The organism is Pseudoclavibacter terrae (genome assembly GCF_008831075.1).
GTDB classification, from domain to species: Bacteria; Actinomycetota; Actinomycetes; order Actinomycetales; family Microbacteriaceae; genus Pseudoclavibacter; species Pseudoclavibacter terrae.
Genome location: NZ_WBJX01000002.1, coordinates 631,091 through 652,283, shown reverse-complemented (window position 1 = coordinate 652,283; position 21,193 = coordinate 631,091). Strand labels below are relative to the sequence as shown.

Annotated in this window: 17 protein-coding genes and 1 other RNA gene; 6 read left to right on the top strand and 12 right to left on the bottom strand. The window is 66.9% G+C overall.

All coding sequences use genetic code 11. The annotated features are described in order from the left end of the window. Nucleotides 1–139: 139 nt before the first annotated feature. From F8O03_RS09255 to F8O03_RS09245, 3 genes are all read right to left on the bottom strand, one after another. Nucleotides 140–1,102, bottom strand: a complete 963-nt coding sequence (locus tag F8O03_RS09255; protein WP_151423576.1) for a carbohydrate ABC transporter permease — start codon at nt 1,100–1,102, stop codon at nt 140–142. Continuing rightward, nucleotides 1,099–2,229, bottom strand: a complete 1,131-nt coding sequence (locus F8O03_RS09250; protein WP_151423575.1) for a carbohydrate ABC transporter permease — start codon at nt 2,227–2,229, stop codon at nt 1,099–1,101. The genes F8O03_RS09255 and F8O03_RS09250 overlap by 4 nt, the downstream gene beginning before the upstream one ends. A 112-nt stretch (nt 2,230–2,341) precedes the next feature. Next, nucleotides 2,342–3,658: an ABC transporter substrate-binding protein gene (locus F8O03_RS09245; protein WP_151423574.1), complete on the bottom strand. Its 1,317-nt coding sequence runs from the start codon at nt 3,656–3,658 to the stop codon at nt 2,342–2,344. Nucleotides 3,659–3,982: 324 nt separating this feature from the next. On the opposite strand from F8O03_RS09245, the gene rnpB reads away from it, so the two are divergent. Continuing rightward, an RNA gene (gene rnpB, locus F8O03_RS09240) (RNase P RNA component class A) lies at nt 3,983–4,371 on the top strand. A gap of 65 nt (nt 4,372–4,436) precedes the next feature. Here the strand turns inward: rnpB and ppgK are convergent. Together ppgK and map are read right to left on the bottom strand one after the other, a co-directional pair. Beyond that, nucleotides 4,437–5,219, bottom strand: coding sequence for a polyphosphate--glucose phosphotransferase (ppgK, locus tag F8O03_RS09235; protein ID WP_151423573.1), 783 nt, complete (start codon nt 5,217–5,219; stop codon nt 4,437–4,439). 51 nt (nt 5,220–5,270) lie between these two features. Further along, nucleotides 5,271–6,143 (bottom strand): type I methionyl aminopeptidase, encoded by an 873-nt coding sequence (map, locus tag F8O03_RS09230; RefSeq protein WP_151423572.1) that lies wholly within the window; start codon nt 6,141–6,143, stop codon nt 5,271–5,273. 12 nt (nt 6,144–6,155) lie between these two features. Here map and F8O03_RS09225 point away from each other — a divergent pair, with 12 nt between their 5' ends. After that, the gene (locus F8O03_RS09225) at nt 6,156–6,344 is read left to right on the top strand and encodes an SPOR domain-containing protein (RefSeq protein ID WP_151423571.1); all 189 of its coding nucleotides are present in this window, start codon (nt 6,156–6,158) and stop codon (nt 6,342–6,344) included. 29 nt (nt 6,345–6,373) lie between these two features. On the opposite strand, the gene panB is transcribed toward F8O03_RS09225, so the two are convergent. After that, nucleotides 6,374–7,201, bottom strand: a complete 828-nt coding sequence (gene panB, locus F8O03_RS09220) for a 3-methyl-2-oxobutanoate hydroxymethyltransferase (protein WP_244296107.1) — start codon at nt 7,199–7,201, stop codon at nt 6,374–6,376. A gap of 75 nt (nt 7,202–7,276) precedes the next feature. On the opposite strand from panB, the gene F8O03_RS09215 reads away from it, so the two are divergent. After that, on the top strand, nt 7,277–8,614 hold the full coding sequence (locus tag F8O03_RS09215) for a glutamine synthetase family protein (protein WP_104253347.1): 1,338 nt from the start codon (nt 7,277–7,279) through the stop codon (nt 8,612–8,614). A gap of 3 nt (nt 8,615–8,617) precedes the next feature. After that, complete coding sequence (locus tag F8O03_RS09210; protein ID WP_151423570.1) at nt 8,618–11,635, top strand: bifunctional [glutamine synthetase] adenylyltransferase/[glutamine synthetase]-adenylyl-L-tyrosine phosphorylase; 3,018 nt, start codon at nt 8,618–8,620, stop codon at nt 11,633–11,635. 52 nt (nt 11,636–11,687) lie between these two features. Here the strand turns inward: F8O03_RS09210 and F8O03_RS09205 are convergent, their stop codons facing one another. After that, a complete protein-coding gene (locus F8O03_RS09205; RefSeq protein ID WP_151423569.1) occupies nt 11,688–12,011 on the bottom strand; it encodes a hypothetical protein in 324 nt (107 codons plus the stop codon). Nucleotides 12,012–12,135: 124 nt separating this feature from the next. Beyond that, nucleotides 12,136–13,560, bottom strand: a complete 1,425-nt coding sequence (gene glnA / locus F8O03_RS09195; RefSeq protein WP_104312035.1) for a type I glutamate--ammonia ligase — start codon at nt 13,558–13,560, stop codon at nt 12,136–12,138. 167 nt (nt 13,561–13,727) lie between these two features. Here glnA and F8O03_RS09190 point away from each other — a divergent pair, with 167 nt between their 5' ends. Further along, nucleotides 13,728–14,153 carry an RDD family protein gene (locus F8O03_RS09190; RefSeq protein ID WP_151423568.1) on the top strand — a complete coding sequence of 142 codons (426 nt, stop codon included), beginning with the start codon at nt 13,728–13,730 and terminating at the stop codon, nt 14,151–14,153. A gap of 36 nt (nt 14,154–14,189) precedes the next feature. On the opposite strand, the gene F8O03_RS09185 is transcribed toward F8O03_RS09190, so the two are convergent. After that, nucleotides 14,190–14,909, bottom strand: coding sequence for a DUF4191 domain-containing protein (locus F8O03_RS09185; protein ID WP_151423567.1), 720 nt, complete (start codon nt 14,907–14,909; stop codon nt 14,190–14,192). 116 nt (nt 14,910–15,025) lie between these two features. On the opposite strand from F8O03_RS09185, the gene F8O03_RS09180 reads away from it, so the two are divergent. Further along, nucleotides 15,026–16,645, top strand: a complete 1,620-nt coding sequence (locus F8O03_RS09180; RefSeq protein WP_151423566.1) for a serine/threonine-protein kinase — start codon at nt 15,026–15,028, stop codon at nt 16,643–16,645. Between the two features lie 17 nt (nt 16,646–16,662). On the opposite strand, the gene sucB is transcribed toward F8O03_RS09180, so the two are convergent. From sucB to F8O03_RS09165, 3 genes are all read right to left on the bottom strand, one after another. Continuing rightward, complete coding sequence (gene sucB, locus F8O03_RS09175; RefSeq protein WP_151423565.1) at nt 16,663–18,138, bottom strand: 2-oxoglutarate dehydrogenase, E2 component, dihydrolipoamide succinyltransferase; 1,476 nt, start codon at nt 18,136–18,138, stop codon at nt 16,663–16,665. A gap of 32 nt (nt 18,139–18,170) precedes the next feature. Beyond that, nucleotides 18,171–19,571, bottom strand: coding sequence for a dihydrolipoyl dehydrogenase (gene lpdA, locus F8O03_RS09170; protein ID WP_167516528.1), 1,401 nt, complete (start codon nt 19,569–19,571; stop codon nt 18,171–18,173). A gap of 91 nt (nt 19,572–19,662) precedes the next feature. Continuing rightward, complete coding sequence (locus tag F8O03_RS09165; RefSeq protein WP_151423564.1) at nt 19,663–21,129, bottom strand: leucyl aminopeptidase; 1,467 nt, start codon at nt 21,127–21,129, stop codon at nt 19,663–19,665. Between the last annotated feature and the right edge of the window lie 64 nt (nt 21,130–21,193).

The following is a 21,193-nucleotide window of genomic DNA, read 5'->3' as shown; positions in this document are numbered from 1 at the left end:
GGGCGTTCTGCTGTCCGTGTCCATATCTTGCTCAACACGGTCTCGCCGCGGCGCGAGGCGCGTGCCAGACACGAAGGAGGGGGAGCCTCGCGGCTCCCCCTCCTCGGTGTTGCTGGCACGCGATGGTGCCGGCACGGTCCTACCCCTTCGTGGATCCAGCCAGGAGGCCCCGGACGAAGTACCGCTGCAGCGAGAAGAACACGATGAGCGGAACCAGGATGGACAGGAACGCGCCCGCCGTGAGCAACGGCCATTCCTGACCGCGGGAGCCCGTGATCTCGGCGAGCAGCTTTGTCATCGGGGCGACCGCACCGTCGGCGAACACGAGCGCGACGAGCAGGTCGTTCCAGACCCAGAGGAACTGGAAGATGCCGAACGAGGCCACTGCGGGCAGCGTCAGCGGGACGATGATGCGGAAGAAGATCTGGCCGTGGCTCGCGCCGTCGACCCGAGCCGCTTCGATGACCTCACGCGGAATCTCTGCGATGAAGTTGTGCAGCAGGAAGATCGCGAGCGGCATGGCGAAGATCGAGTGTGCGATCCACACCTGCGCGAATCCGGCGTCAGCGCCGAACGCCGCGATGACGGGGACGCCGAAGATCTCGCCGCGAGCGAAGAGCTGCAGGAGCGGGACGAGCGCCATCTGGATGGGCACGACCTGCAGTGCGAAGACCAGGATGAACAGCCAGTTCTTGCCCTTGAAGTCCATCCAGGCGAACCCGTAGGCGGCGAGCAGCGCGATCGCGAGCGGGATGACCGTCGCGGGGAGGGCGATCACGATCGAGTTGAGGAAGGCCTGAGCCATCGTCAGCTGCGTGTTGCCCGAGGCGAGCACCTCGACGTAGTTGTCGAAGGTGAAGCCCCAGTTCTCGAAGATCGTCCACCAGCCGGTGCTGACGACCTCCGCCTTGGGGCGGAACGAGGAGACGAAGAGTCCGAACGTCGGGATGGTCCAGATGACGGCGATGGCGATCGCCGCGATGGTGGCCCATCGACTGGTGAGATTCTTCTTGACCTTGCCGCTTGTGCTCTGCTCGCCTCGCGCGAGCTGCTCCGCCGTCTTGGTGTCGACGGGAAGTTCGACTGGAACGATGGCGCTCATCGGATCTCCCTCTGCTTCTTCATCTGGTTCGCGTTGTAGATGATGATCGGCAGCACGAGGATGAACAGCACGACCGCGAAGGCGGCCGATCGTCCGGTCTCGAAGGTCTTGAACTGCGTGTACATCTCGTTGGCGATGACGCTCGTGTCGTTGGCGCCTGCGGTCATCGTGCGAACGATGTCGAAGACCTTCAGCGACGCGATGGAGATCGTCGTCACGACGACGACGAGCGATGAGCGGATGCCGGGAACCGTGACGTTGATGAAACGCTGCCACGGGTTGGCGCCGTCGAGCGATGCGGCCTCGATCTGGTCCATCGGCACGCCCTTGATGGCTGCGGACAGCACGACCATGGCGAAACCGGTCTGCACCCAGATCAGGACGATGATGAGGAAGAACGTGTTGAGCGGCGACTCGGCCAGGAAGTCGTACGGCTGTCCGCCGAACCAGACGAGGATCTGGTTGAGGAGGCCGATCTGGTCCTGGTCTGCGGGCCGTGCCGTGTACATGAACCGGAAGATGATCGACGCGCCGACGAACGAGATCGCCATGGGCATGAAGACGAGCGCCTTCAGGAACTTCTCGCCGCGCGACTTGTCGATGAAGACGGCGTAGGCCAGGCCCGCGACCGTCGACAGGATCGGCGTCACGACGACCCAGATGATCGTGTTGAAGACCGTCCGGAGGCCGCTCGGCTGCGTGAAGATCCAGATGAAGTTCTCGAGGCCGACGAAATCGCCGGACTTGTTCGTGAACGCCTGCCCGGTCGTCTGGATGCTCGGCACGATGAGGCCGACGACGACGAGGATGAGCGCTGGGCCGAAGAAGCCGATGAGACCGATGAGGTAGCCGGCACCTTCACGCGACCGGCTGTCGAGCCAGAAGAGCAGCGCGCCGAGCACGATGGCGATGATGGCAGCCCAGGTGTACGTGCCCAGGATGAAGACGAGCGCGACCGGGACTGCGATGCAGACCACGAGGCGGAGCACCGTGTACTTGGTGCCTGGACGAGGAGCGAGCTCGACGAAGTAGACGATGAGCGCGACCACCGCGAGGAACGCGATGATGACGATCGGGACTTGCAGGAATGGTGGCAATTGAGCCAACCACGTGAAGAAACTTGCCATGGTGACCTTCCAGGGTGGCAGACAAGCACGTTCGTTCGCGGGGGACGACGTCGTCCGTGCGGTGGAATGCGTGTGGAGCACCCGGCGAACGCCGGATGCTCCACACGAGTGCTTAGCTGGAGGGCCAGCCTGATTCGATCTGGGTCGTCACGGTGTTGACGTCCGTGCCGTTGATCCAGTCGATGATGCCCTTCCAGAACGTACCTGCGCCCACTGCCGACGGCATGAGGTCAGACCCGTCGAAGCGGAAGGTCGTCTCGGGGTCCTGAAGGATCTGGATGGACTCCTGCAGGATCGGGCTCTTCGCGTTGGCAGGGTCAAGACCCGTGTTCGCGCTGATGACGCCACCGAGCGCGACGCGGCTGTTCGCCCACTCCGGGCTGGAGAGGTACTCGAGCACCTTGACGGTGTCCTCGTCCGAGTTGAACGATCCGACGATCTCACCGCCGCCGGTGACTGCCTGCTCCTTGCCCTCTGCTGGGGGCGTCATGAAGGCCCAGACGTCGCCGTCCTCGCCCACGGTGCCGCCGGCTTCGGTGATGAAGCCGTCGTAGAAGGAAGCCTGGTGGTGGAGTGCGCACGTGCCGTCGACGAGCTTGGGGGCAACGTCGCCGAATGCCGTCGAGTTGATGGAGCGCACGTCACCGAAGCCCGCGTTGACGTAGTCGGGGTTCGTGAGGATCTTGCCTGCCTCTTCGAACGACGCCTGGATGCGCTCGTCGGTGAAGGGGATCTCGTTGGCGACCCACTGGTCGTACACCTCGGGTCCGTGCATGCGGATGACGAGGTCTTCGATCCAGTCGGTTCCGGGCCAGCCGGTTGCCGCGTCGGAGCCGAAGCCCGCGCACCACGGCGCGGTGCCCGTCTTGCCCTGGATCTCGCCCGTGAGGGTGACGAGCTCTTCCCACGTCTTCGGGACTTCGTAGCCGTTGTCCTTGAAGAACTTGGGGGAGTACCAGACGAAGCCCTTGAGGTTCGCCATGAGCGGCGCGCCGTAGACGGTTCCGTCGTACGAGGAGTACGTCTTCCAGTCCTCGGACCAGTACTCTTCGAGGTTGCTCACGACGCCCTCAGGTGCTTCGGTGAGCAGTCCCGTGCTGGCGAGGTCGCCCATGAGGCCAGGCTGCGGGAAGATCGCGACGTCGGGCGGCGTGCCACCCTGAGCGCGGACGGAGATCTGCGTCTCGAACTCCTTGGAGCCCTCGTAGACGATCTCGATGCCGTTCTCTTCCGCCCAGCCGGACCAGGACTCCTCGAGGAGCTCTGCTTCGGCGTCGACGATGGTGCCGTAGATCGTGACCTTGTTGTCACTGGGGGCACCTGAGTTGTCCTGCACACCGGGTCCGCCTGAACAGGCGGTCAGACCCAGACCGGCGACTGCGAGTGCGGCAACCGCTGTTGCGGCGCGCCGCTTCGTGGATGTTGTCATTGAACTCCTCCTTAAGTCCTTGACTGCGAGTGAACCGCCGTTACGGGCAGTCATTGCCCGGATTCGCTGCGAGAACGCGGCGGTTCGAGCACGGCATTCCTGAGATCTGCGTGTGGAAATGCCGTGCGCTTTTGGAGCGTACACGAACATATGAGTTCATCCACGCCGTTCACTAAGTCGTTATCAAGCGATCTCCCGCGGGATGGGAAGTGCCTCGGCGTGCGCCGAATTTGTTGTTTGACACGACGATGCCAGCGCGCTCGCGAGTGCCGTGCCGTCGCGGCGGTCCGGGGCCACGTTCAGGGCGGTAGCATTGCTGGCGAGTAGGTCGACCAGGCGGTCGCGTCATGGGAGACCATGCCGAGGAACGTCCGGGCTCCGCAGAGCAGGACGGTGGGTAACGCCCACCCGGGGAAACCCGCGAGACAGTGCCACAGAAAGCAGACCGCCCCGCCGCCGCTTCCTTCGAGGAGCGGGACGTCCTCCGGGACGCAGGGGTAAGGGTGAAAGGGTGGGGTAAGAGCCCACCGGGTGCCTGGTGACAGGTGCCGCACGGTAAACCTCGTCCGGAGCAAGGCCATACAGGGGATGACGACGCTGCTCGCCGAGTCCCCGGGTAGGCCGCTAGATTCGCGCGGCAACGTGCGAGCGAGAGAGATGGCCGCCCCCGACGCAAGTCGGGACAGAACCCGGCGTATCGGTCGGCCTGCTCACCTCAGTTTGGAGACGAGAGGCCGGGGCGACGCGTCGCCCCGGCCTCTCGTCGTGCTTGGAAGTCCTACACCCAGTGCTCTGCTGCGAGGCACGCCGAGCCGACGATCCCGGCGTTGTTCATGAATTCGGCCACCACGATCGGCGTCTCCACATCGATGTAGTGGAGGAACTCATCGGCCTGCTTCGAGATGCCCCCGGAGACGATGAACACGTCGGGGGAGAACAGTGCTTCGAGCTGACGGTAGTACGGGGTGAGGCGAGCCCCCCATTCCGCGAATGACAGCTCCTCGCGCTCCCGGACCTTCGACGATGCGTACTTCTCGTAGTCGCTGTGCTCGCCGATGCCGATGTGGCCGAGCTCGGAGTTCGGGAACAGGTGGCCGCCGTAGAACATCGCCGTGCCGATGCCGGTGCCGAGCGTGGTCATGATGACGCTGTCGAGCCGGCCGTGGGCGACGCCGAATCGGACCTCGGCGATGCCGGCCGCGTCCGCATCGTTGGCGAGTGCGACCTCCCGGCCCACAGCTTCCGAGAACGCCGCGCGAGCCGCGAAGTTGATCCACAGCGGCGAGATGTTGGCGGCTGATCGGGTCACGCCGTGCTTGACGATCGCGGGGACGCTGATGCCGACGGGCACGTCGGTGTCGCCGTCGAGGTCCTTGGCCCAGATCTTCCGGACGATCTCCATCGTCGCCTCGATCACCTCGCGGGGATCCCCGCCGACCGGAGTCGGCACCTTCCGGCGCTTGGAGAGGAGCTCTCCTGTCTGCAGGTCGACAAGCGCTCCCTTGATGCCGGTCCCGCCGATGTCGATGCCGATGGCCTTCGTGGCTCTGCTCTTCCCCATGCCTGCGAGCATATCGGGCGCGGGGGCGATGGCCCTTCGCCGTCGGGGGCGTCAGGCTGTTGGAACCGTGAGGAGGCGCGCTCCTTCCGCGGTGACGACGACGGTGTGCTCCCACTGCGCGCAGCGGGACCCGTCGGCGGTGACGACCGTCCATCCGTCCTCCCAGAGACGCCAGTCGGATGTTCCGAGCGTGAGCATGGGCTCGACCGTGAAGACCATGCCCTCTTCGATGACGGTCGTGTACTGGGGAGCGTCGTAGTGCGGGATGATGAGGCCGGAGTGGAATGCCCCGCCGACCCCGTGACCCGTGTAGTCCCGGACGACCCCGTAGCCGAACCGGCCCGCGTACTTCTCGATGACTCGGCCGATGACGTTGACCTGGCGACCCGGCTTCGCGGCGGCGATACCGCGCATCATGGCCTCGTGGGTTCGCTCGACGAGCAGCCGGGACTCCTCATCCACCTCGCCGACGAGGTACATGCGGTTCGTGTCGCCGTGCATCCCCTCGAAGTAGGCGGTGATGTCGACGTTGAGGATGTCACCCGATTCGAGCCGCGTGTCATCGGGGATTCCGTGGCAGATGACTTCGTTGAGCGAGGTGCAGCTTGCCTTCGGGAACCCGCGGTAGCCGAGCGTCGACGGGTAGGCGCCGCGGGTCGTCACGAACTCGTGGGCGATGCTGTCGAGCTCGTCCGTCGTGATGCCGGGAACGACGTGCTGTTCCAGGTGCTGGAGCGCGTCGGCGGCGATCGCGGACGCTCGAGCAATGCGTGCGACCTCGTCTGGCGTGTACACGTCACCGCCGGTCCACGTGTCCGGTGCCTGCTTGCCGACGTACGGCGGTCGTGCGATCGAGGACGGGACGGATCTGACTGGTGCGCTTCGGCCGGGTGTGAGGAGTCCGGTTCTCGGGTCTTTCGGCATACGCTTGAGCCTATGACCGATACGCATGCACAGGAATTCTGGTACAACTCGCGCACGGGAGAGGTCGAGGTCGGAAAGCAGTCCCTCGGCTCCGAGCTCGTCGGCCCGTTCGCCTCTGAGGCGGAGGCGAAGCGTGCCCCCGAGAAGCTGCAGGAGCGAGCAAAGGCCTGGGCCGAGGAGGAAGCCGACGAGGACCGCTGACTCGCACCTCCGTCGGCCGTCTGACGCAGCTAGCTGGTCTGGTCTTCGAAGCTCTCGGCGGCGGAGGGGAACGCCCCTGACTTGACCTCGTCGCGGTACGCGGATGCCGCGTCGAGGAGCGTCGTGCGAAGGTCCGCGTACTTGCGGACGAATCGCGGCACGCGCCCCGTGCCGAGGCCCATCGCGTCAGTCCAGACGAGGATCTGCCCGTCGCATTCAGCACCGGCGCCGATGCCGATGGTGGGGATGGCGAGCTCCCGGGTGATCTCGGCGGCGAGCACCGCCGGCACCATCTCGAGCACGACGCTGAAGGCGCCGGCGTCCTGCACGGCTCGTGCATCCGCGCGCACGCGCTCAGCGGAGTCGCCCCTGCCCTGGACGACGTGCCCACCGAGACCGTGCTCGCTCTGCGGCGTGTAGCCGATATGGGCCATGACGGGGATGCCCGCCTCCACGATGCGCTTGATGGTCGCGTGCGATCGCACGCCGCCCTCGAGCTTCACCGCCTGCACGCCTGCTTCCTTCATGAAGCGGACCGCGGTGTCCAGCGCCTGCTCGGGTCCGCGCTCGTAGCTGCCGAACGGGAGATCCGCGACGACAAGGGCCCGCGACACGCCGCGCGCGACAGAGCGCGCCATGGGAATCAGCTCGTCGACCGTGACAGGCAGCGTGGAGGTCTCGCCGAGCACGGTCGTCGCGGCGGAATCGCCGACGAGGAGCACGTCGATGCCGGCTTCGTCAAACACCGCAGCGGTCATGGCGTCGTAGCTGGTGAGTGCGGTGATGCGCTCACCAGCGGCCTTGGCCGCCTGGAAGTGTCGAATTCGGACTCGCTTCGGTGCACTGGCCTGAGACATGCAGGCCATCATACGGCGGGGCGGCCTCAAGCCCAGTAGCCTATGGGGAGGCGCACAACAAGAATTGGAGCCCGAGTGGACAAGCAGCAGGACTTCGTACTCCGCCAGATCGAGGAGCGCGGGATCAAGTTCATCCGCCTGTGGTTCACGGATGTTCTCGGAACATTGAAGTCCGTGGCTATCGCACCGGCGGAGGTCGAGGGTGCCTTCAACGAGGGCATCGGGCTCGACGGCTCCGCCGTCGAGGGCTTCACGAGGCGCTCCGAGGCGGACATGCTCCTCCACCCGGACCCGTCGACCTTCCAGATGCTGCCGTGGCGTGGGGACATCGACCCGACGGCGCGCATGTTCTGCGACATCTCGACGCCGGATGGCCAGCCCTCCGTGACCGACCCGCGTCGGGTCCTCCGCCGCGCGCTCGACGTGGCCTCGGCGCAGGGATTCACGTTCTACGTGCACCCCGAGATCGAGTTCTACCTGCTGAAGTCGGATGAGGCGCTCAACGGCGAACCAGTGCCCGCCGACAACGCCGGCTACTTCGACAACGTCCCCGGCGGCACCGCACACGACTTCCGTCGCCGCGCCGTCCGCATCCTGGAGGACCTCGGCATCTCCGTGGAGTACAGCCACCACGAGGCTGGACCCGGGCAGAACGAGATCGACCTCCGCTTCTCCGACGCGCTGAACACGGCCGACAACGTCATGACGTTCCGCACGGTCGTCAAGGAAGTGGCCATCGAGCAGGGCGTGTACGCGACGTTCATGCCGAAGCCCATGTGGCAGCACCCGGGCAGCGGCATGCACACGCACGTCTCGCTGTTCGAGGGCGACACGAACGTCTTCCACGAGCCGGGGGCCGAGTACCAGCTCTCGAAGATCGGCAGGCACTTCGTCGCAGGTCTCCTCAAGCACGCGCCCGAGATCACCGCCGTGACGAACCAGTTCGTCAACTCCTACAAGCGCATCTGGGGTGGCGACGAAGCCCCCAGCTACGCCTGCTGGGGCCACAACAACAGCTCGGCACTCGTGCGCATCCCGACCTACAAGCCCAACAAGGGCGGCTCGGCGCGTGTCGAGTACCGCGGCATCGACTCAGCCGCGAACCCGTACCTCGCGTACGCCGTCCTGCTCTCCGCTGGGCTGAAGGGCGTCTCGGAGGAGTACGAGCTGCCCGCTGAGATCGAAGGCGACATCTGGGAGATGTCGCCTCGCGAGCGCAGCGTGCTCGGCTTCGACCCGCTGCCCTCGAGCCTCAACGAGGCCATCTCCATCATGGAGAACTCGGAACTCGTGGCAGAGACGCTCGGCGAGCAGGTGTTCGCGTACTTCCTCGCGAACAAGCGCGCCGAGTGGAAGCAGTACCGCGCACAGGTCACCCCGTTCGAGCTGGCCTCGAACCTGCACGCCTTGTAAGCCGTGCGCTCCGACGGACTGCGCACGCGCCTCGCGAGGGCAGGATTTGCTGCGCCAAGCGAGGCAGAGCCGCACCTCGCGGAACTGACCGAGCTCACGGGGGTGCGCGCGGACGACCTGTTCTCGGTCGTCGACGAGCGCGTCGCGGACCCGGACCAGGCGCTGCAGTGGCTCGTGTACCTCGCCAGGCAGCACCCGAGTGCGGTGGACTCGCTGTTCGCCGAACGGCCCAACGCGAAGACGGTGGTGCGCCTCCTTGGCGCATCGACCGGCCTCGCCGAGTTCTTCCTGAGGCACCCGCGCACGATGGAGGTCGTCCAGTCGGGCGAGGCGGAGCTGCCGACCCGCGAGGAGCTGCAGCGTCGCATGGCGGCGAGCGTGGGCGTGGACGCCGAGCGCGCTGACGCCGACGGTGGCTTCGGCATGGCGGTTGCCCAGCTGACCGGGTCCGATGCGATTCGCTCGCTCCGCATCCGGTACCGCACCGAGCTCGCGCGAATCACCGCGTTCGACCTCGCTCAGGATGACCAGCGCGGGTGCGTCCGAGAGGTGAGCCGCGCGCTCGCCGATCTCGCCGGAGAGACGCTGGATGCGGCCATCATGGTCGCGCGAGCGGAGACGCAGTCGCCACCGAGCGGTTTCGGTCGATTCCCCGCCGAACAAGTCGAGTGCGTCCGCCTCGCGATCATCGGCATGGGCAAGGCGGGCGCGGAGGAGCTCAACTACATCAGCGACGTGGACATCATGTTCGTCGCCGAGTCGTCAGACCCCGAACGCGTCGCGGTGCCGAGGGCGGTCGAGATCGGGACGCGGCTCGCGAGCCTCACGATGCGCGTCATCGATTCCACCGACGTCGAGCCGGCCCTGTGGGAGGTGGACGCGAATCTCCGTCCAGAGGGCAAGGACGGCGCGCTGGTCAGGACGATCGACTCCTACGCCAAGTACTACGAGCGGTGGGCGAAGAACTGGGAGTTCCAGGCACTCATCAAGTCACGGGCCATGGCGGGCGACCTGCGCCTCGGCTCGGACTTCGAGCGCAGAGTCGAACCGCTGATCTGGGCGAGCGCCAGCCGGGCAGACTTCGTCAAGCAGGTGCGCGCCATGCGTGAGCGCGTGACCGACCACATCCCCGCCGAGGAAGTCGACCTGCAGATCAAGCTCGGCCCAGGTGGTCTGCGTGACATCGAGTTCACGGTGCAGCTGCTCCAGCTCGTGCACGGGCAGCACGATGAGAGCGTCCGAGAGCGCGCGACGCTCGCGGCGCTCGAAGCGCTCAGCGAGGGCGGGTACATCGGGCGCGATGACGCGAACCAGTTCTCCTCGGACTACGAGTTCCTGCGGCTGCTCGAGCACCGCATCCAGCTGCGCGCGCTCCGACGCACGCACCTCATGCCTACGAGCGACATCGAACGTGCCGTGCTCGCGCGCTCGGCCAGCTTCGCGAACTCCCGAGAGCTCACCGACGAGTGGCAGCGGGTGAAGCTGCGCGTCAGGGGTCTGCACGAGAAGGTCTTCTACCGGCCGCTGCTCTCTGCGGTCGCCGCCCTGCCGACGGCTGGCTTCGCGCTCAGCTCCGACCAGGCCGAGGCTCGACTGCGCGCGATCGGCTTCCTCGACCCCAAGGGCGCGCTCGCGCACATCACCGCGCTCGTGAAGGGCGTCTCCCGGCGTGCCATCATGCAGCGCACGCTGCTCCCGGTGCTCATCGACTGGTTCTCGCAGGGGAGCGACCCGGACAGCGGGTTCCTCGCCTTCCGCAAGCTCTCAGAGCGTCTCGGCGACACCGCCTGGTACCTGCGGCTGCTGCGCGACAGCTCGGCCGCAGCGAAGCGCCTGACTCAGCTGCTCTCGGGCTCCAAGTTCGCGGCGGAGTTCTTCGAGCTCTACCCGGAGGCGGTGAAGTGGCTCGATGACGACGCGCAGCTCAAGCCGCGCTCGCTCAGCGCGCTCCTCGACGAGGTTGCGACGACGATCCGTCGCCACGACGACGAGGTCGCTCTGCGGCGCGCGCTCCGGACGTTCCGCCGGCGGGAGGTGCTCCGTCTGGCGATCGGCGGGCTGCTGAGCCTCATCGACATCAAGCAGACGGGGGCTGGTCTCTCGGACATCGCGACGGCGACCCTGCAGGGCGCGTACGACGCGGTCCGTCGCATCGACAAGGTCGAGTATCCGCCATTCGCCATCATCGCCATGGGTCGCTACGGCGGCCGCGAGCTCGGTTTCGGCTCGGACCTCGACGTGCTCTACGTGTTCGAGCCCGGTGACTTCTCGAACCCGGATCTCGCGAGCCGGCGGGCTCTCGCGCTTGTGCATCGCATCGTCGAGTTCACGGCGGACCCGCGGATGCCGATCGACCTGGATGCGGGTCTCCGGCCCGAGGGCAAGTCGGGTCCGCTCGTGCGTTCCCTGTCGGCCTACCGGAGCTACTACGCGCGGTGGTCGCTCGGGTGGGAGACACAGGCGCTGCTCCGTGCCCACGATGTGGTCGGGGACGCGAACGTGCGCGACCGCTTCATGGATCTGGTGGACGATGTGCGCTACGGCAAGGAGCTCTCCGAGGACGGGCTGCGTGAGGTGCGCCGCATCAAGGCGCGCGTGGAGAACGAGCGTCTTCCGCAGGGAGCCGACCCGAAACGTCATCTGAAGCTGGGCCGCGGGTCCCTGAGCGACGTCGAGTGGCTCGCGCAGACCCTGCAGCTGCAGCACGCGATGCACACCGCGGCGCTTCGCACGACCTCGACTCTCGAGACCCTCGACGCCGCCCAGGAGGCGGAACTGCTGACGCTTGCCGAGGCCAACCAGCTCAAAGACGCGTGGCTCCTGGCGTCTCGGGTGCGTTCGGCGCTGTACCTGGCTACGAACAAGCAGTCGGACCTCCTCCCGCAGGACGGTCCGACGCTCGACGCCGTCGCGCGGGCGCTGGGCTACGCGCCAGGCTCGGGTCCGCTCCTCGAGGACGACTACCTGGGTGAGACGCGCCGAGCGCGGCGCGTGTTCGAGCGACGCTTCTACGGCGAGTAGCGCGGATGCGGGACAGTCGCGCCTTGACCGACCGAGGCTGCGGGACGGGGGTCTAGGACTCGGCCTGCTGGTCGTGGATCGCCCGTTCGAGGCTGTCGGCGATCAGGACGGCGTCGAGGCCCGACTGCCGGCCGATGCCGACGGCGTGCTGCGCCTCATGCGAGGCGAGGGCCTGCAGCGCCGACTTGGCGGTGGTGAACTCGTGGGCGAGGAGCTCGTCGATGAAGCGATCGACGTCGGCGTTGTGCCGCTGCCAGTCCTCGCTCTGCGGCTCGGACGACAGTCGGCGGACGGCCGCCGCGTGGATGCTCGCCGCGAGGCGCTTGTGGTGGTCGATGGCGGCCAGGGCTTGCGCGCGAAGCTCTTCGTCATCCATCCGTCCAGCTTGCCACGTCGTCGAGCGTCAGCCTGGGCGGATGCGGAGACACCGCCGCTGGCGCAGACGGAACCGGCCCGCCTCGCAGGAGCGAGACGGGCCGGCCGCGGAACTGCGCTGACGGCTAGACGCCGTAGTAGAGCTCGAACTCGTACGGGTGCGGGCGCTGCGCGAGCGGCTGCACTTCGTTGACCGTCTTGTAGTTGATCCAGTTCTCGATGAGCTCCGGCGTGAAGACGTTGCCCTTCGTGAGGTACTCGTGGTCAGCCTCGAGAGCTGCGAGCGCCTCGGGCAGCGAGGTCGCGAGCTGCGGGATGCTCTTCGCCTCTTCCGGGGGAAGCTCGTAGAGGTCCTTGTCGACGGGCTCGTGCGGCTCGATACGGTTCTGGATGCCGTCGAGGCCAGCCATGAGCTGCGCGGCGAACGCGAGGTACGGGTTGGCCGAGGCGTCCGGCGCGCGGAACTCGATGCGCTTCGCCTTCGGGTTGGAGCCCGTGATCGGGATGCGGATCGCAGCCGAGCGGTTGCCCGCCGAGTAGACGAGGTTGATGGGGGCTTCGAAGCCCTTCACCAGGCGGTGGTAGGAGTTCGTCGTCGGGTTGGTGAACGCGGCGAGCGAGTTGGCGTGTGCGAGCAGTCCGCCGATGTACCAGCGAGCCGTGTCCGACAGCGAGCCGTAGCCAGCCTCGTCGTAGAAGAGCGGCTCGCCGTCCTTCCACAGCGACTGGTGCGTGTGCATGCCTGAGCCGTTGTCGTTGTAGAGCGGCTTCGGCATGAATGTGGCCGACTTGCCCCACTGCTCGGCCGTGTTCTTGACGATGTACTTGAACTTCAGGATGTCGTCAGCGGCGCTGACCATCGTGTCGAACCGGTAGTTGATCTCCTGCTGGCCGCCCGTGCCCACCTCGTGGTGCGAGCGCTCGAGGATGAAACCGGCTTCGATGAGCTTGAGCGTGATGTCGTCGCGCAGGTCTGCCGTCTTGTCGACGGGGGAGACGGGGAAGTAGCCGCCCTTGAACGGCGTCTTGTTGCCGAGGTTGCCGCCCTCTTCTTCGCGGCCCGAGTTCCAGGCGCCCTCTTCGGAGTCAACGGAGTAGAAGCTCTGGTTCGACGTCACGGAGTAGCGCACGTCGTCGAAGATGTAGAACTCCGCCTCTGGTGCGAAGAACGCCGTGTCCGCGATTCCCGTCGAGGACAGGTAGTCGACAGCCTTCTTCGCGACCTGGCGGGGGTCGCGGTGGTAGATCTCACCCGTGCGGGGGTTGTAGATGTCGAAGACCATGATCAGGGTCTTCGCCTCGCGGAACGGGTCGAGGTACGCCGTGGTGACGTCGGGGATGAGCTGCATGTCCGACTCGTGGATCGACGCGAAACCGCGGATCGAGGAGCCATCGAAGAGCTGGCCGACGGAGAAGAACTCCTCATCGACGGTCGACGCGGGGATGTTGAAGTGCTGCTGCACACCGGGGAGGTCGGTGAAGCGGATGTCGAGGAACTTGACATCGTTGTCGGTGATATAGGCGAGGACTTCAGACGGTTCTTTGAACATGGCTTCTCCGGGTCGTGTCGAAGGTGTTGGCGGACGGGGTCCTGTCATAAGCTAACCACTCGCTGTTGCCCAGTGGTCACTGTTATGTTTCGCGCACGTTACGCAGAGCGTGATAGTGCGCCGTCAGGGGCCCGCCGTCCGCCTCCGTCCGACGGTAAGCTTTTCGGATGCCCGCACAGTCAAGCAGCCCGGAGTTCGCTCGACCGGAGAACAACCGCTACCCGGGCTACCGCCTCGGCTACCCGGAAGAGGGTCGTGGCAGCATGGCGCCGATGCGCCGCCGTGTGCCGGCGCTCATCATCGACTACGCGGTTGCCGCGGGACTTGCCTTCATCTTCTTCGAGTACGACTCGATCGCCATTCTGCTGCTCTTCTTCGCGATGACGACCGTCGGGATCATGCTGTTCGGTGGCTCCATCGGGCACCTGGTGTTCAGGATGCGAGTCACGAGGCTCGATGGCTCAGCGCCTGGCTACCTTCGACCCCTGCTCCGCCAGCTGCTGGTGACGCTCGTGCTTCCCATGCTCGTGTGGGACAGCGACCAGCGCGGCGGCCACGACATCATGACGAAACTCGCCCTGCGGCTCGTGTAGAGCGGCAGGGCGAGTCTGTGGCGGGGATGCTGCAGGTCAGCGCATCTGCGAACGCGAGGAGCGCATCCGCATCGGGTCGATCCCCTTGGGGATGGGGAGGGCGTTGCTGCCGAGCGCCTTCAGGCGGCTCGTCACGGCGACGATCTCCGGCTTCGTGAGCTTCTTCGGGAGCTTGTTGAGCGTCTTCCGGATCTGCACGAGCTTCACGTCGTCAGTTCCCGTGCCCACGTGGAAGTGGTGGATCGGGACGTTCGGCAGGATGCGGGCGGTCTTGCGGCGCTCATCGTCGAGCAAGCGCTTCGTGCCGGCCTTGCTGCCCTCGCTGAGGATGACGACGCCAGGCTTACCGACCGCGCGGTACACGGCGTCCTGCGTCTTGGCGTTGAACGCGACGGGCATCTCGCTCGTCTGCCACGTTCCGCGCAGGGCGCTCGTGAGCACCTGGCCTGCAGCACCCGCGCGGCCTTCGAGCTGCCCGAACGCAACCCGTTCGGCCCGCCAGTTCAGCGTGAACATGAAGAGGAGCACACCGACCATGAGGCCGAGGATCATCGTGAGGATCCAGATGAGCGCGTTCGAGCCGGGGAGGAAGATGCTCACGAGCGCTGCGATGATCAGGGGGACGAGCACGGCAGCGGCCATGATCCAAGGTGCGGTCTTGTCGTACTTGACCGTCATCTTGAGGACTTGCCAGATCTGCTTGAAGCGACCCGGCTCTTTTTCCGCTGCTGCGCTGGCTTGTGGAGAGTTCGCCATAGTGCATCCAGAATACCGGCACTTCACCCCGTATTCACATTCGGACTCGTGACGACTTCTCCACAGACGATGAAGCTCGTCCGCTCCTGGCGTGAACTGGGCGTCAGAATCTCCGTGTGCAAGCCAGAGACCAGCGCAAAACCGCCCGCAGCCAGGCTCCCGCCTACCTCGATATCGCGGGCTGGCGGGTCGTCGACGTGCTCTCGGACGACGGGCCCTGGCACCGCTACCTCGCCGTGGCGCGCGAACGGGCTGCGTTGGCTGACGACGACTGGCTGGCCGGCCCATCCCTCTCGCCCCCGCGAGTCGTCGCTCCTGCGCCCAAGGAGGCCGTCGAGCTCGTCGTAGAGGCGTCGCCAGGCCCGGGACTCACGCTCTCCGAGGTCTGCGTGCTGCTCGAGGAGATCGACGCCCCGAGTGCTCCTGCAGTCCGCGATATCGGTCAGACCGAGCATCGGGACGCGGTGGTCGTCCTCGAGGCCACGGAGGGGTCGAGCGTGGAGGAGCTCCTCGACCGGCCTCACCCCCTCACGGCGGGGGAGATCGTGACGATCCTCGCCTCCATCGCGGAGACTCTCGTGGAGCTGCACGAGCACGGCGTGGCGGTGGGCCCGTTCGGATGCGACGACGTCCGCCTCACCCTGGCAGGGCGACCGGTTCTCAAGAGCTGGCAGACGGTGACTCGTCTCGAGCAGAAGGGCCGCCCGAACGCTGGTGTGCTCCGAGACTGGCGATCCTTCGAGTCCCTCGCGGATCTGGTGCTGGCGCAGCTGCCCCCGGAGACGGAGCTGCCCGCCGCTCTGGAGCGCGAATTCGACCGCTGCCTGTCGGGGGAGATCGACGAGGGGCTCGGTGCGCGACTGATTGACGCCCTGTTCACCTGGCAGGACGCCACGGATATCCACGACCCGGCGGTGGGTGAGCCCAGGCCCTGGCGCGCCGTGCTGGCGGAACAGGTGCCTGGGGCTGTGTCGGGGAGCCCAGTGATCGACCCGTCATCGGATGGCCCCGTAGGCGGAGGTGGTGGTCCGACGCTCCTCGACGGTGACAACCGGGGTGAGGACCCGTCGGGGCGTCTCGTCCACGCGACGCGCGAGGTCGCCAGCAGGCGTGAGCGACGGACGCGACGACATCGCGGCGGTTCGAGGGCGCCGCAGCCGTCTGCCATCCGGATGCCGTACCGCATCGCGGCGGTGGCCGCGCTGGTGATGTGCATGTGCGCGGTCGTCATCGGGGTGGCGAGCAGTCGCAGCGGGGGAGACGGCGCTGATGGCCCGAGTGACGGCGGCGCCGTTCCCACGGCGAGCCAGCAGACGCAACAACCTCAGGAAGCGACCGCTCCAGAAGTGCAGACGCCAGCACAACCTGAACAGTCGGCACCAGCGGAGGCAGTGCAGGACTGGCGAACCGCGGCGGCGACCGATGATCCTGCCGCGGCTGCTGCGGCGCTCGTGGCAAGACGGACCGAGTGCCTTGCCACGGCCGCCGCCGGCTGCCTCGAGGAGGTCTACCAGAGCGACGCGCCGGGACTCCATGCCGACCTCAACCGACCAGAAGGAGCGCAGGACGAACTGGTCAGCCTCCCCGCGGCGACGCTCCGGGACCGCTACGGGGATTTCGCCGTGGTGGAGCTGTGGCCACAAGGCGCGGCGCAGACGGCAGAGACGCCACCGGCCTCCCTCACGATCGCTCGTGGGGAGGCCGGATGGCGTCTACGCGATGTTCGAGTGGCGTGAGCCGCTCGAGAACGCTGCTAGATCCCGAGGTTGCCCTCGAACGCGCCCTCTTCGAGGCGGTTCTTGATCTGCGAGAGGAAGCGAGCCGCGTCCGCACCGTCGATGATGCGGTGGTCGTAGCTCAGCGCGAGGAAGACGAGCGAGCGAATCGCGATCGACTCCTGCCCATCGGCCGTCTTGACGACCGCGGGACGCTTCGCGACGATCCCGGTACCGAGGATCGCGCTCTGCGGGAGGAAGACGACTGGCGTGTCGAACAGCGCGCCACGCGAACCCGTGTTCGTGACGGTGAACGTGCCACCGGCAAGCTCATCGGGGAGCAGCTTGTTGTCGCGCGTGCGCTCCGCGAGGTCAGCGATCTGACCGGCGAGACCCGCGATGTCGAGCTCCGACGCCTTCTTGATGACCGGCGTGAGCAGTCCGCGCTCCGTGTCGACCGCCATGGCGATGTTCTCGGACTCCGGGTAGACGATGGAGTCACCGTCGACCGTGGAGTTGATGATCGGGAAGCTCTGCAGAGCCTCGGCCGCCGCCAGCGTGAAGAACGGCAGGAACGAGAGCTTGTTGCCCGTCTTCGAGTGGAAGTCGCCCTTGACGCGATCACGGAGCTGCGCGATTCGAGTCACGTCGACCTCGACGACCGTCGTGAGCTGAGCCGTCGAGTTCATCGACGCCACCGCACGCTCGGCGACGACCTTGCGGAGACGCGACATCTTCGCTGTCGTGCCACGCAGCTCGGAGACCTCGAACGGAGTCGGCTCGCCCGGCGTGCCAGCCGAAGCGGCCTGCGCGGGAGCTGCGCTCTTGCTCGACTCGGCGAACGCGACGACGTCCTCCTTGCGGATGCGTCCACCGACGCCCGTGCCCTGGACCTTCGAGAGGTCGACGCCTGCGTCGGCAGCCAGCTTGCGGACAAGCGGCGTCACGTAACGCGGGTCGGAGCTGGACGCGGCCTGGGCCGAGTCACCGCTCTGCTTCGGCTGCGAGGGCTGCTTGGGCTGTGCCGGCGGCTTCGGAGCTGATGCGGACTGCTGCGCGGTCTGGGCTGCGGGCGTCGCCGCCTCCTTGGCAGGAGCCTCAGACGTCGTCTCCTTCTCGGGAGCCGGCTCGGCGTAGCCCTCGTCTTCCTTTTCGGCGGGTGCCTCTTCGGTCTCAGGAGCCGCGGCGGGCTGCGAGGTGGCTTCCGCCGCCTCCTCGACCTCTGGCTCGGCCTCGGCCTCGGCAGGGGCGCTGTCGTCGGAAGAGGCCGCACCTGAGCCGTCACCGAGGCGTGCGAGGACGGCGCCGACCTCGACGGTCTCGTCTTCTCCGACGAGGATCTCCTCGAGGACGCCGGCGATCGGCGACGGGATCTCGGTGTCGACCTTGTCAGTCGAGACCTCGAGCAGCGGCTCGTCGACCTCGACGGTGTCGCCGACGCTCTTCAGCCAACGGGTGACGGTTCCTTCTGTGACACTCTCGCCGAGTGCCGGGAGCGTTACGTCTTCGCTCATGATGTTGGTTCTCCTTGAGTGGTTCTGGCGGGTCAGAGGGCGTGCAGCGGGACACCGGCGAGCAGACGGGCTGCTTCGCCGATCGTCTCACCCTGCGTCGGGTGGGCGTGGATGAGGTGTGCGACGTCCTCTGGGTAGGCCTCCCAGTTGACGATGAGCTGAGCTTCGCTGACGAGCTCGCCGACGCGGCCACCGATCATGTGGACGCCGACGATCGGGCCGTCGTTGACGCGGACCAGCTTGACCGTTCCGCTCGTGCCGAGGATCGAGCTCTTCGCGTTGCCCGCGAGGTTGTACTCGGCGGTGGAGATCGCGTCGTCGCCGAACTTCTCCTTGGCCTTGACCTCGGAGTAGCCGACGGAGGCGATCTCAGGGTCGGAGTAGGTGATCTTGGGGATGTTGATGTCCTCGACCTGAACGGGGTTGAGGCCGGCGATCTGCTCGGCGACGAAGATGCCGTGCTGGTAGCTGCGGTGTGCGAGCTGGAGACCGGGAACGATGTCGCCGATGGCGTAGACACCGGGAACGTTGGTCTGGAGCGTCTCATCCACCGGGACGAAGCCGCGGTCGGTCGTGACGCCGACCTCCTCGAGGCCGATGCCCGCAGTGACGGGGCCGCGGCCGACTGCGACGAGGAGCAGGTCCGCGTCGAGCACGTCACCGGACTCGAGCTCGACGTGCACGCCGTAGTCGTCCTGCGTGACGCCCTTGAAGCGGACACCGAGCTTGAAGTCGATGCCGCGCTTCTTGTACGCACGCTCGAGCTGCTTGGAGACGGACTCCTCTTCGGCGGGCGCGAGGTGCTTGAGGCCCTCGACGATCGTCACCTCGACGCCGAAGGAGCGCCAGACGCTGGCGAACTCGAGGCCGATGACGCCGCCGCCGAGGATGACGACGCGGTTCGGGAGCCAGGTGAGCTCGAGCGCCTGCTCGCTCGTGATGACGTTGCCCGAGATCTCGAGGCCGGGGAGCGAGCGCGAGAAGGAGCCGGTCGCGAGGACCACGTTCTTTCCCGTGAGGGTGTCGTCGCCGACCTGGACGCTCGTGGGAGAGACGAGCTTTCCCTCGCCCTGGAAGACGGTGACGCCCTTGGCCTTCAGGAGACCCTGCAGGCCCTTGAACTTGCTGGCGACGATGCCCTCGCGGAAGGCGTTGACCTTCTCGATGTCGACGCCCTGGAATTCGGTCAGCACGCCGACGGATGCGGCTTCGTGTGCGTTGTCTGCAAGCTCTGCAGCGTGGAGCATGGCCTTCGTAGGCACGCAGCCACGGTGGAGGCACGTGCCTCCGAGCTTGTCCTTCTCAACGAGAGCGACGGTTGAGCCCAGCTGAACGGCGCGGATAGCTGCGGCGTATCCCGCACTTCCTCCGCCAAGGACGACGAGGTCGAAATTGTGTTCTGACACCCGGAAAACTCCCTCAATGGAATTCATAGAGAAGCGGCGGCCGGTCTGTGGTCGCCACGCGCGGCGAAATTACCCCTCAGAGAAGCCTACACGCGTCGAACTGGCAGGAATAACCAGCTCAGGCACGTGCCTCGAGCAACGCGATGAGCGTGCGCAGCATGACCCCGGTCGCGCCCTTGGGCACGTAGCCGTAGGCCGCCGACTCGTTGTTGGACGGGCCGGCGATGTCGAGGTGCACCCAGGGGAGGGCTCCGCTTCCGTCGGCGCGGTCGCCGACGAATCGCTCGAGGAACGCCGCGGCGACGAGCATGCCCGCCGAGCGGTTGCCGGAGCGCATGTTCGCGAGGTCCGCGACGGGCGACTTCAAGGTGTCGCCGACTTCCTCGGGGATCGGCATCGCCCACGAGGGTTCGCCGACGGAGCGTGACGCGTCGACGACGCTGCGGATCCACGCGTCGTCGTTGCCCATGACAGCGGTCGTGCGGTCGCCGAGTGCGACGACCTGTGCTCCCGTGAGCGTCGCGATGTCGATGATGAGGTCGGGGTGCTCCTCGCTCGCGGCCGCGATGCCGTCCGCCATCACGATGCGTCCTTCGGCATCGGTGTTGGTGATCTCGACGGTCTTGCCCCCGTAGATGGTCACGACGTCGTCTGGACGCGTGGCCGTGCTCGACGGCATGTTCTCAGCGATGCACAGCCACCCGGTGACGGCGACCTGGATGCCGAGCTCGGCGGCTGCCTGGAGGACTCCGATGATGGTCGCGGCGCCGGCCATGTCGAACTTCATCCCGACCATGGAGGCGGCGGGCTTGAGCGACAGGCCACCCGTGTCGAAGGTGATTCCCTTCCCCACGAGCGCGATGTGCAGCTCAGCTCCTTCTGGGCGATAGGCGAGGCGGACCAGGCGGGGGCCACGTGAGGACCCCTGGCCGACGGCGGTCAGACCGCCGTACCCGCCGTCACGCAGCTGCTGTTCGTCCCAGACGCGGGACTCGAAGCCGTTCTCGTGGGCGACTCGCAGTGCGATGTCGGCCAGTGCGGCGGGCGGGAGGTCGTTCGGCGGCGTGTTGACGGCGTCCTGGACGAGAGCGACGGCGTTCGCGAGCGTCGTGGCACGCGCGTTCTCCGCGGCGGCGCGGTCTCGGTCACCCGTGACGACCGTGATGGTCGTGAGCGCGTCGTCGTCGAGTTCCGACTTGTAGGCGGTGAAGCGATAGCTGGCGAGCAGCGCACCGAGCAGGACCGCCTGGCGGATGGCCGGCTCGAGCGCATCCGCGTCGATCGCGACCGCCGACGTTCCCGCGGCGCGAGCGAGCGCCCCTCCCGCGCGTCGCGCCTGCTCCTCGTCGCTGCCGTCGCCGAGCCCGAGCGCTATGGCGGCACGCACCCCACCCTCGTGCGGGACCGCGATCTTCTGCGTCTCGCCGCTCTTCCCGCGGAACCCGGTCGCCTCGAGCGACGGCCCCAGGTCCGGGAGCCCAGGGGGAGCGGAGATCGTCAGAGCGTCATCGAGTCGGAGTACTGGGAGCACCAGCAGCTGTGCGTCGGGGGCGGATTCGGCGAGTTCGAGGATGGCGTGCGTCATGCACGCAAGCCTATTGCGGGCCCGAGGGGCGAGGCTGGCGGGCTCGTGCGCCAAGCGCGAACGC

Bases quoted from the DNA above. Each gene is read 5' to 3' on its own strand.
- F8O03_RS09255 (WP_151423576.1), bottom strand. From the start codon at position 1,102: ATGAGCGCCATCGTTCCAGTCGAACTTCCCGTCGACACCAAGACGGCG.
- F8O03_RS09250 (WP_151423575.1), bottom strand. From the start codon at position 2,229: ATGGCAAGTTTCTTCACGTGGTTGGCTCAATTGCCACCATTCCTGCAA.
- F8O03_RS09245 (WP_151423574.1), bottom strand. From the start codon at position 3,658: ATGACAACATCCACGAAGCGGCGCGCCGCAACAGCGGTTGCCGCACTC.
- ppgK (WP_151423573.1), bottom strand. From the start codon at position 5,219: ATGGGGAAGAGCAGAGCCACGAAGGCCATCGGCATCGACATCGGCGGG.
- map (WP_151423572.1), bottom strand. From the start codon at position 6,143: ATGCCGAAAGACCCGAGAACCGGACTCCTCACACCCGGCCGAAGCGCA.
- F8O03_RS09225 (WP_151423571.1), top strand. From the start codon at position 6,156: ATGACCGATACGCATGCACAGGAATTCTGGTACAACTCGCGCACGGGA.
- panB (WP_244296107.1), bottom strand. From the start codon at position 7,201: ATGTCTCAGGCCAGTGCACCGAAGCGAGTCCGAATTCGACACTTCCAG.
- F8O03_RS09205 (WP_151423569.1), bottom strand. From the start codon at position 12,011: ATGGATGACGAAGAGCTTCGCGCGCAAGCCCTGGCCGCCATCGACCAC.
- glnA (WP_104312035.1), bottom strand. From the start codon at position 13,560: ATGTTCAAAGAACCGTCTGAAGTCCTCGCCTATATCACCGACAACGAT.
- F8O03_RS09190 (WP_151423568.1), top strand. From the start codon at position 13,728: ATGCCCGCACAGTCAAGCAGCCCGGAGTTCGCTCGACCGGAGAACAAC.
- F8O03_RS09185 (WP_151423567.1), bottom strand. From the start codon at position 14,909: ATGGCGAACTCTCCACAAGCCAGCGCAGCAGCGGAAAAAGAGCCGGGT.
- sucB (WP_151423565.1), bottom strand. From the start codon at position 18,138: ATGAGCGAAGACGTAACGCTCCCGGCACTCGGCGAGAGTGTCACAGAA.
- lpdA (WP_167516528.1), bottom strand. From the start codon at position 19,571: ATGAATTCCATTGAGGGAGTTTTCCGGGTGTCAGAACACAATTTCGAC.
- F8O03_RS09165 (WP_151423564.1), bottom strand. From the start codon at position 21,129: ATGACGCACGCCATCCTCGAACTCGCCGAATCCGCCCCCGACGCACAG.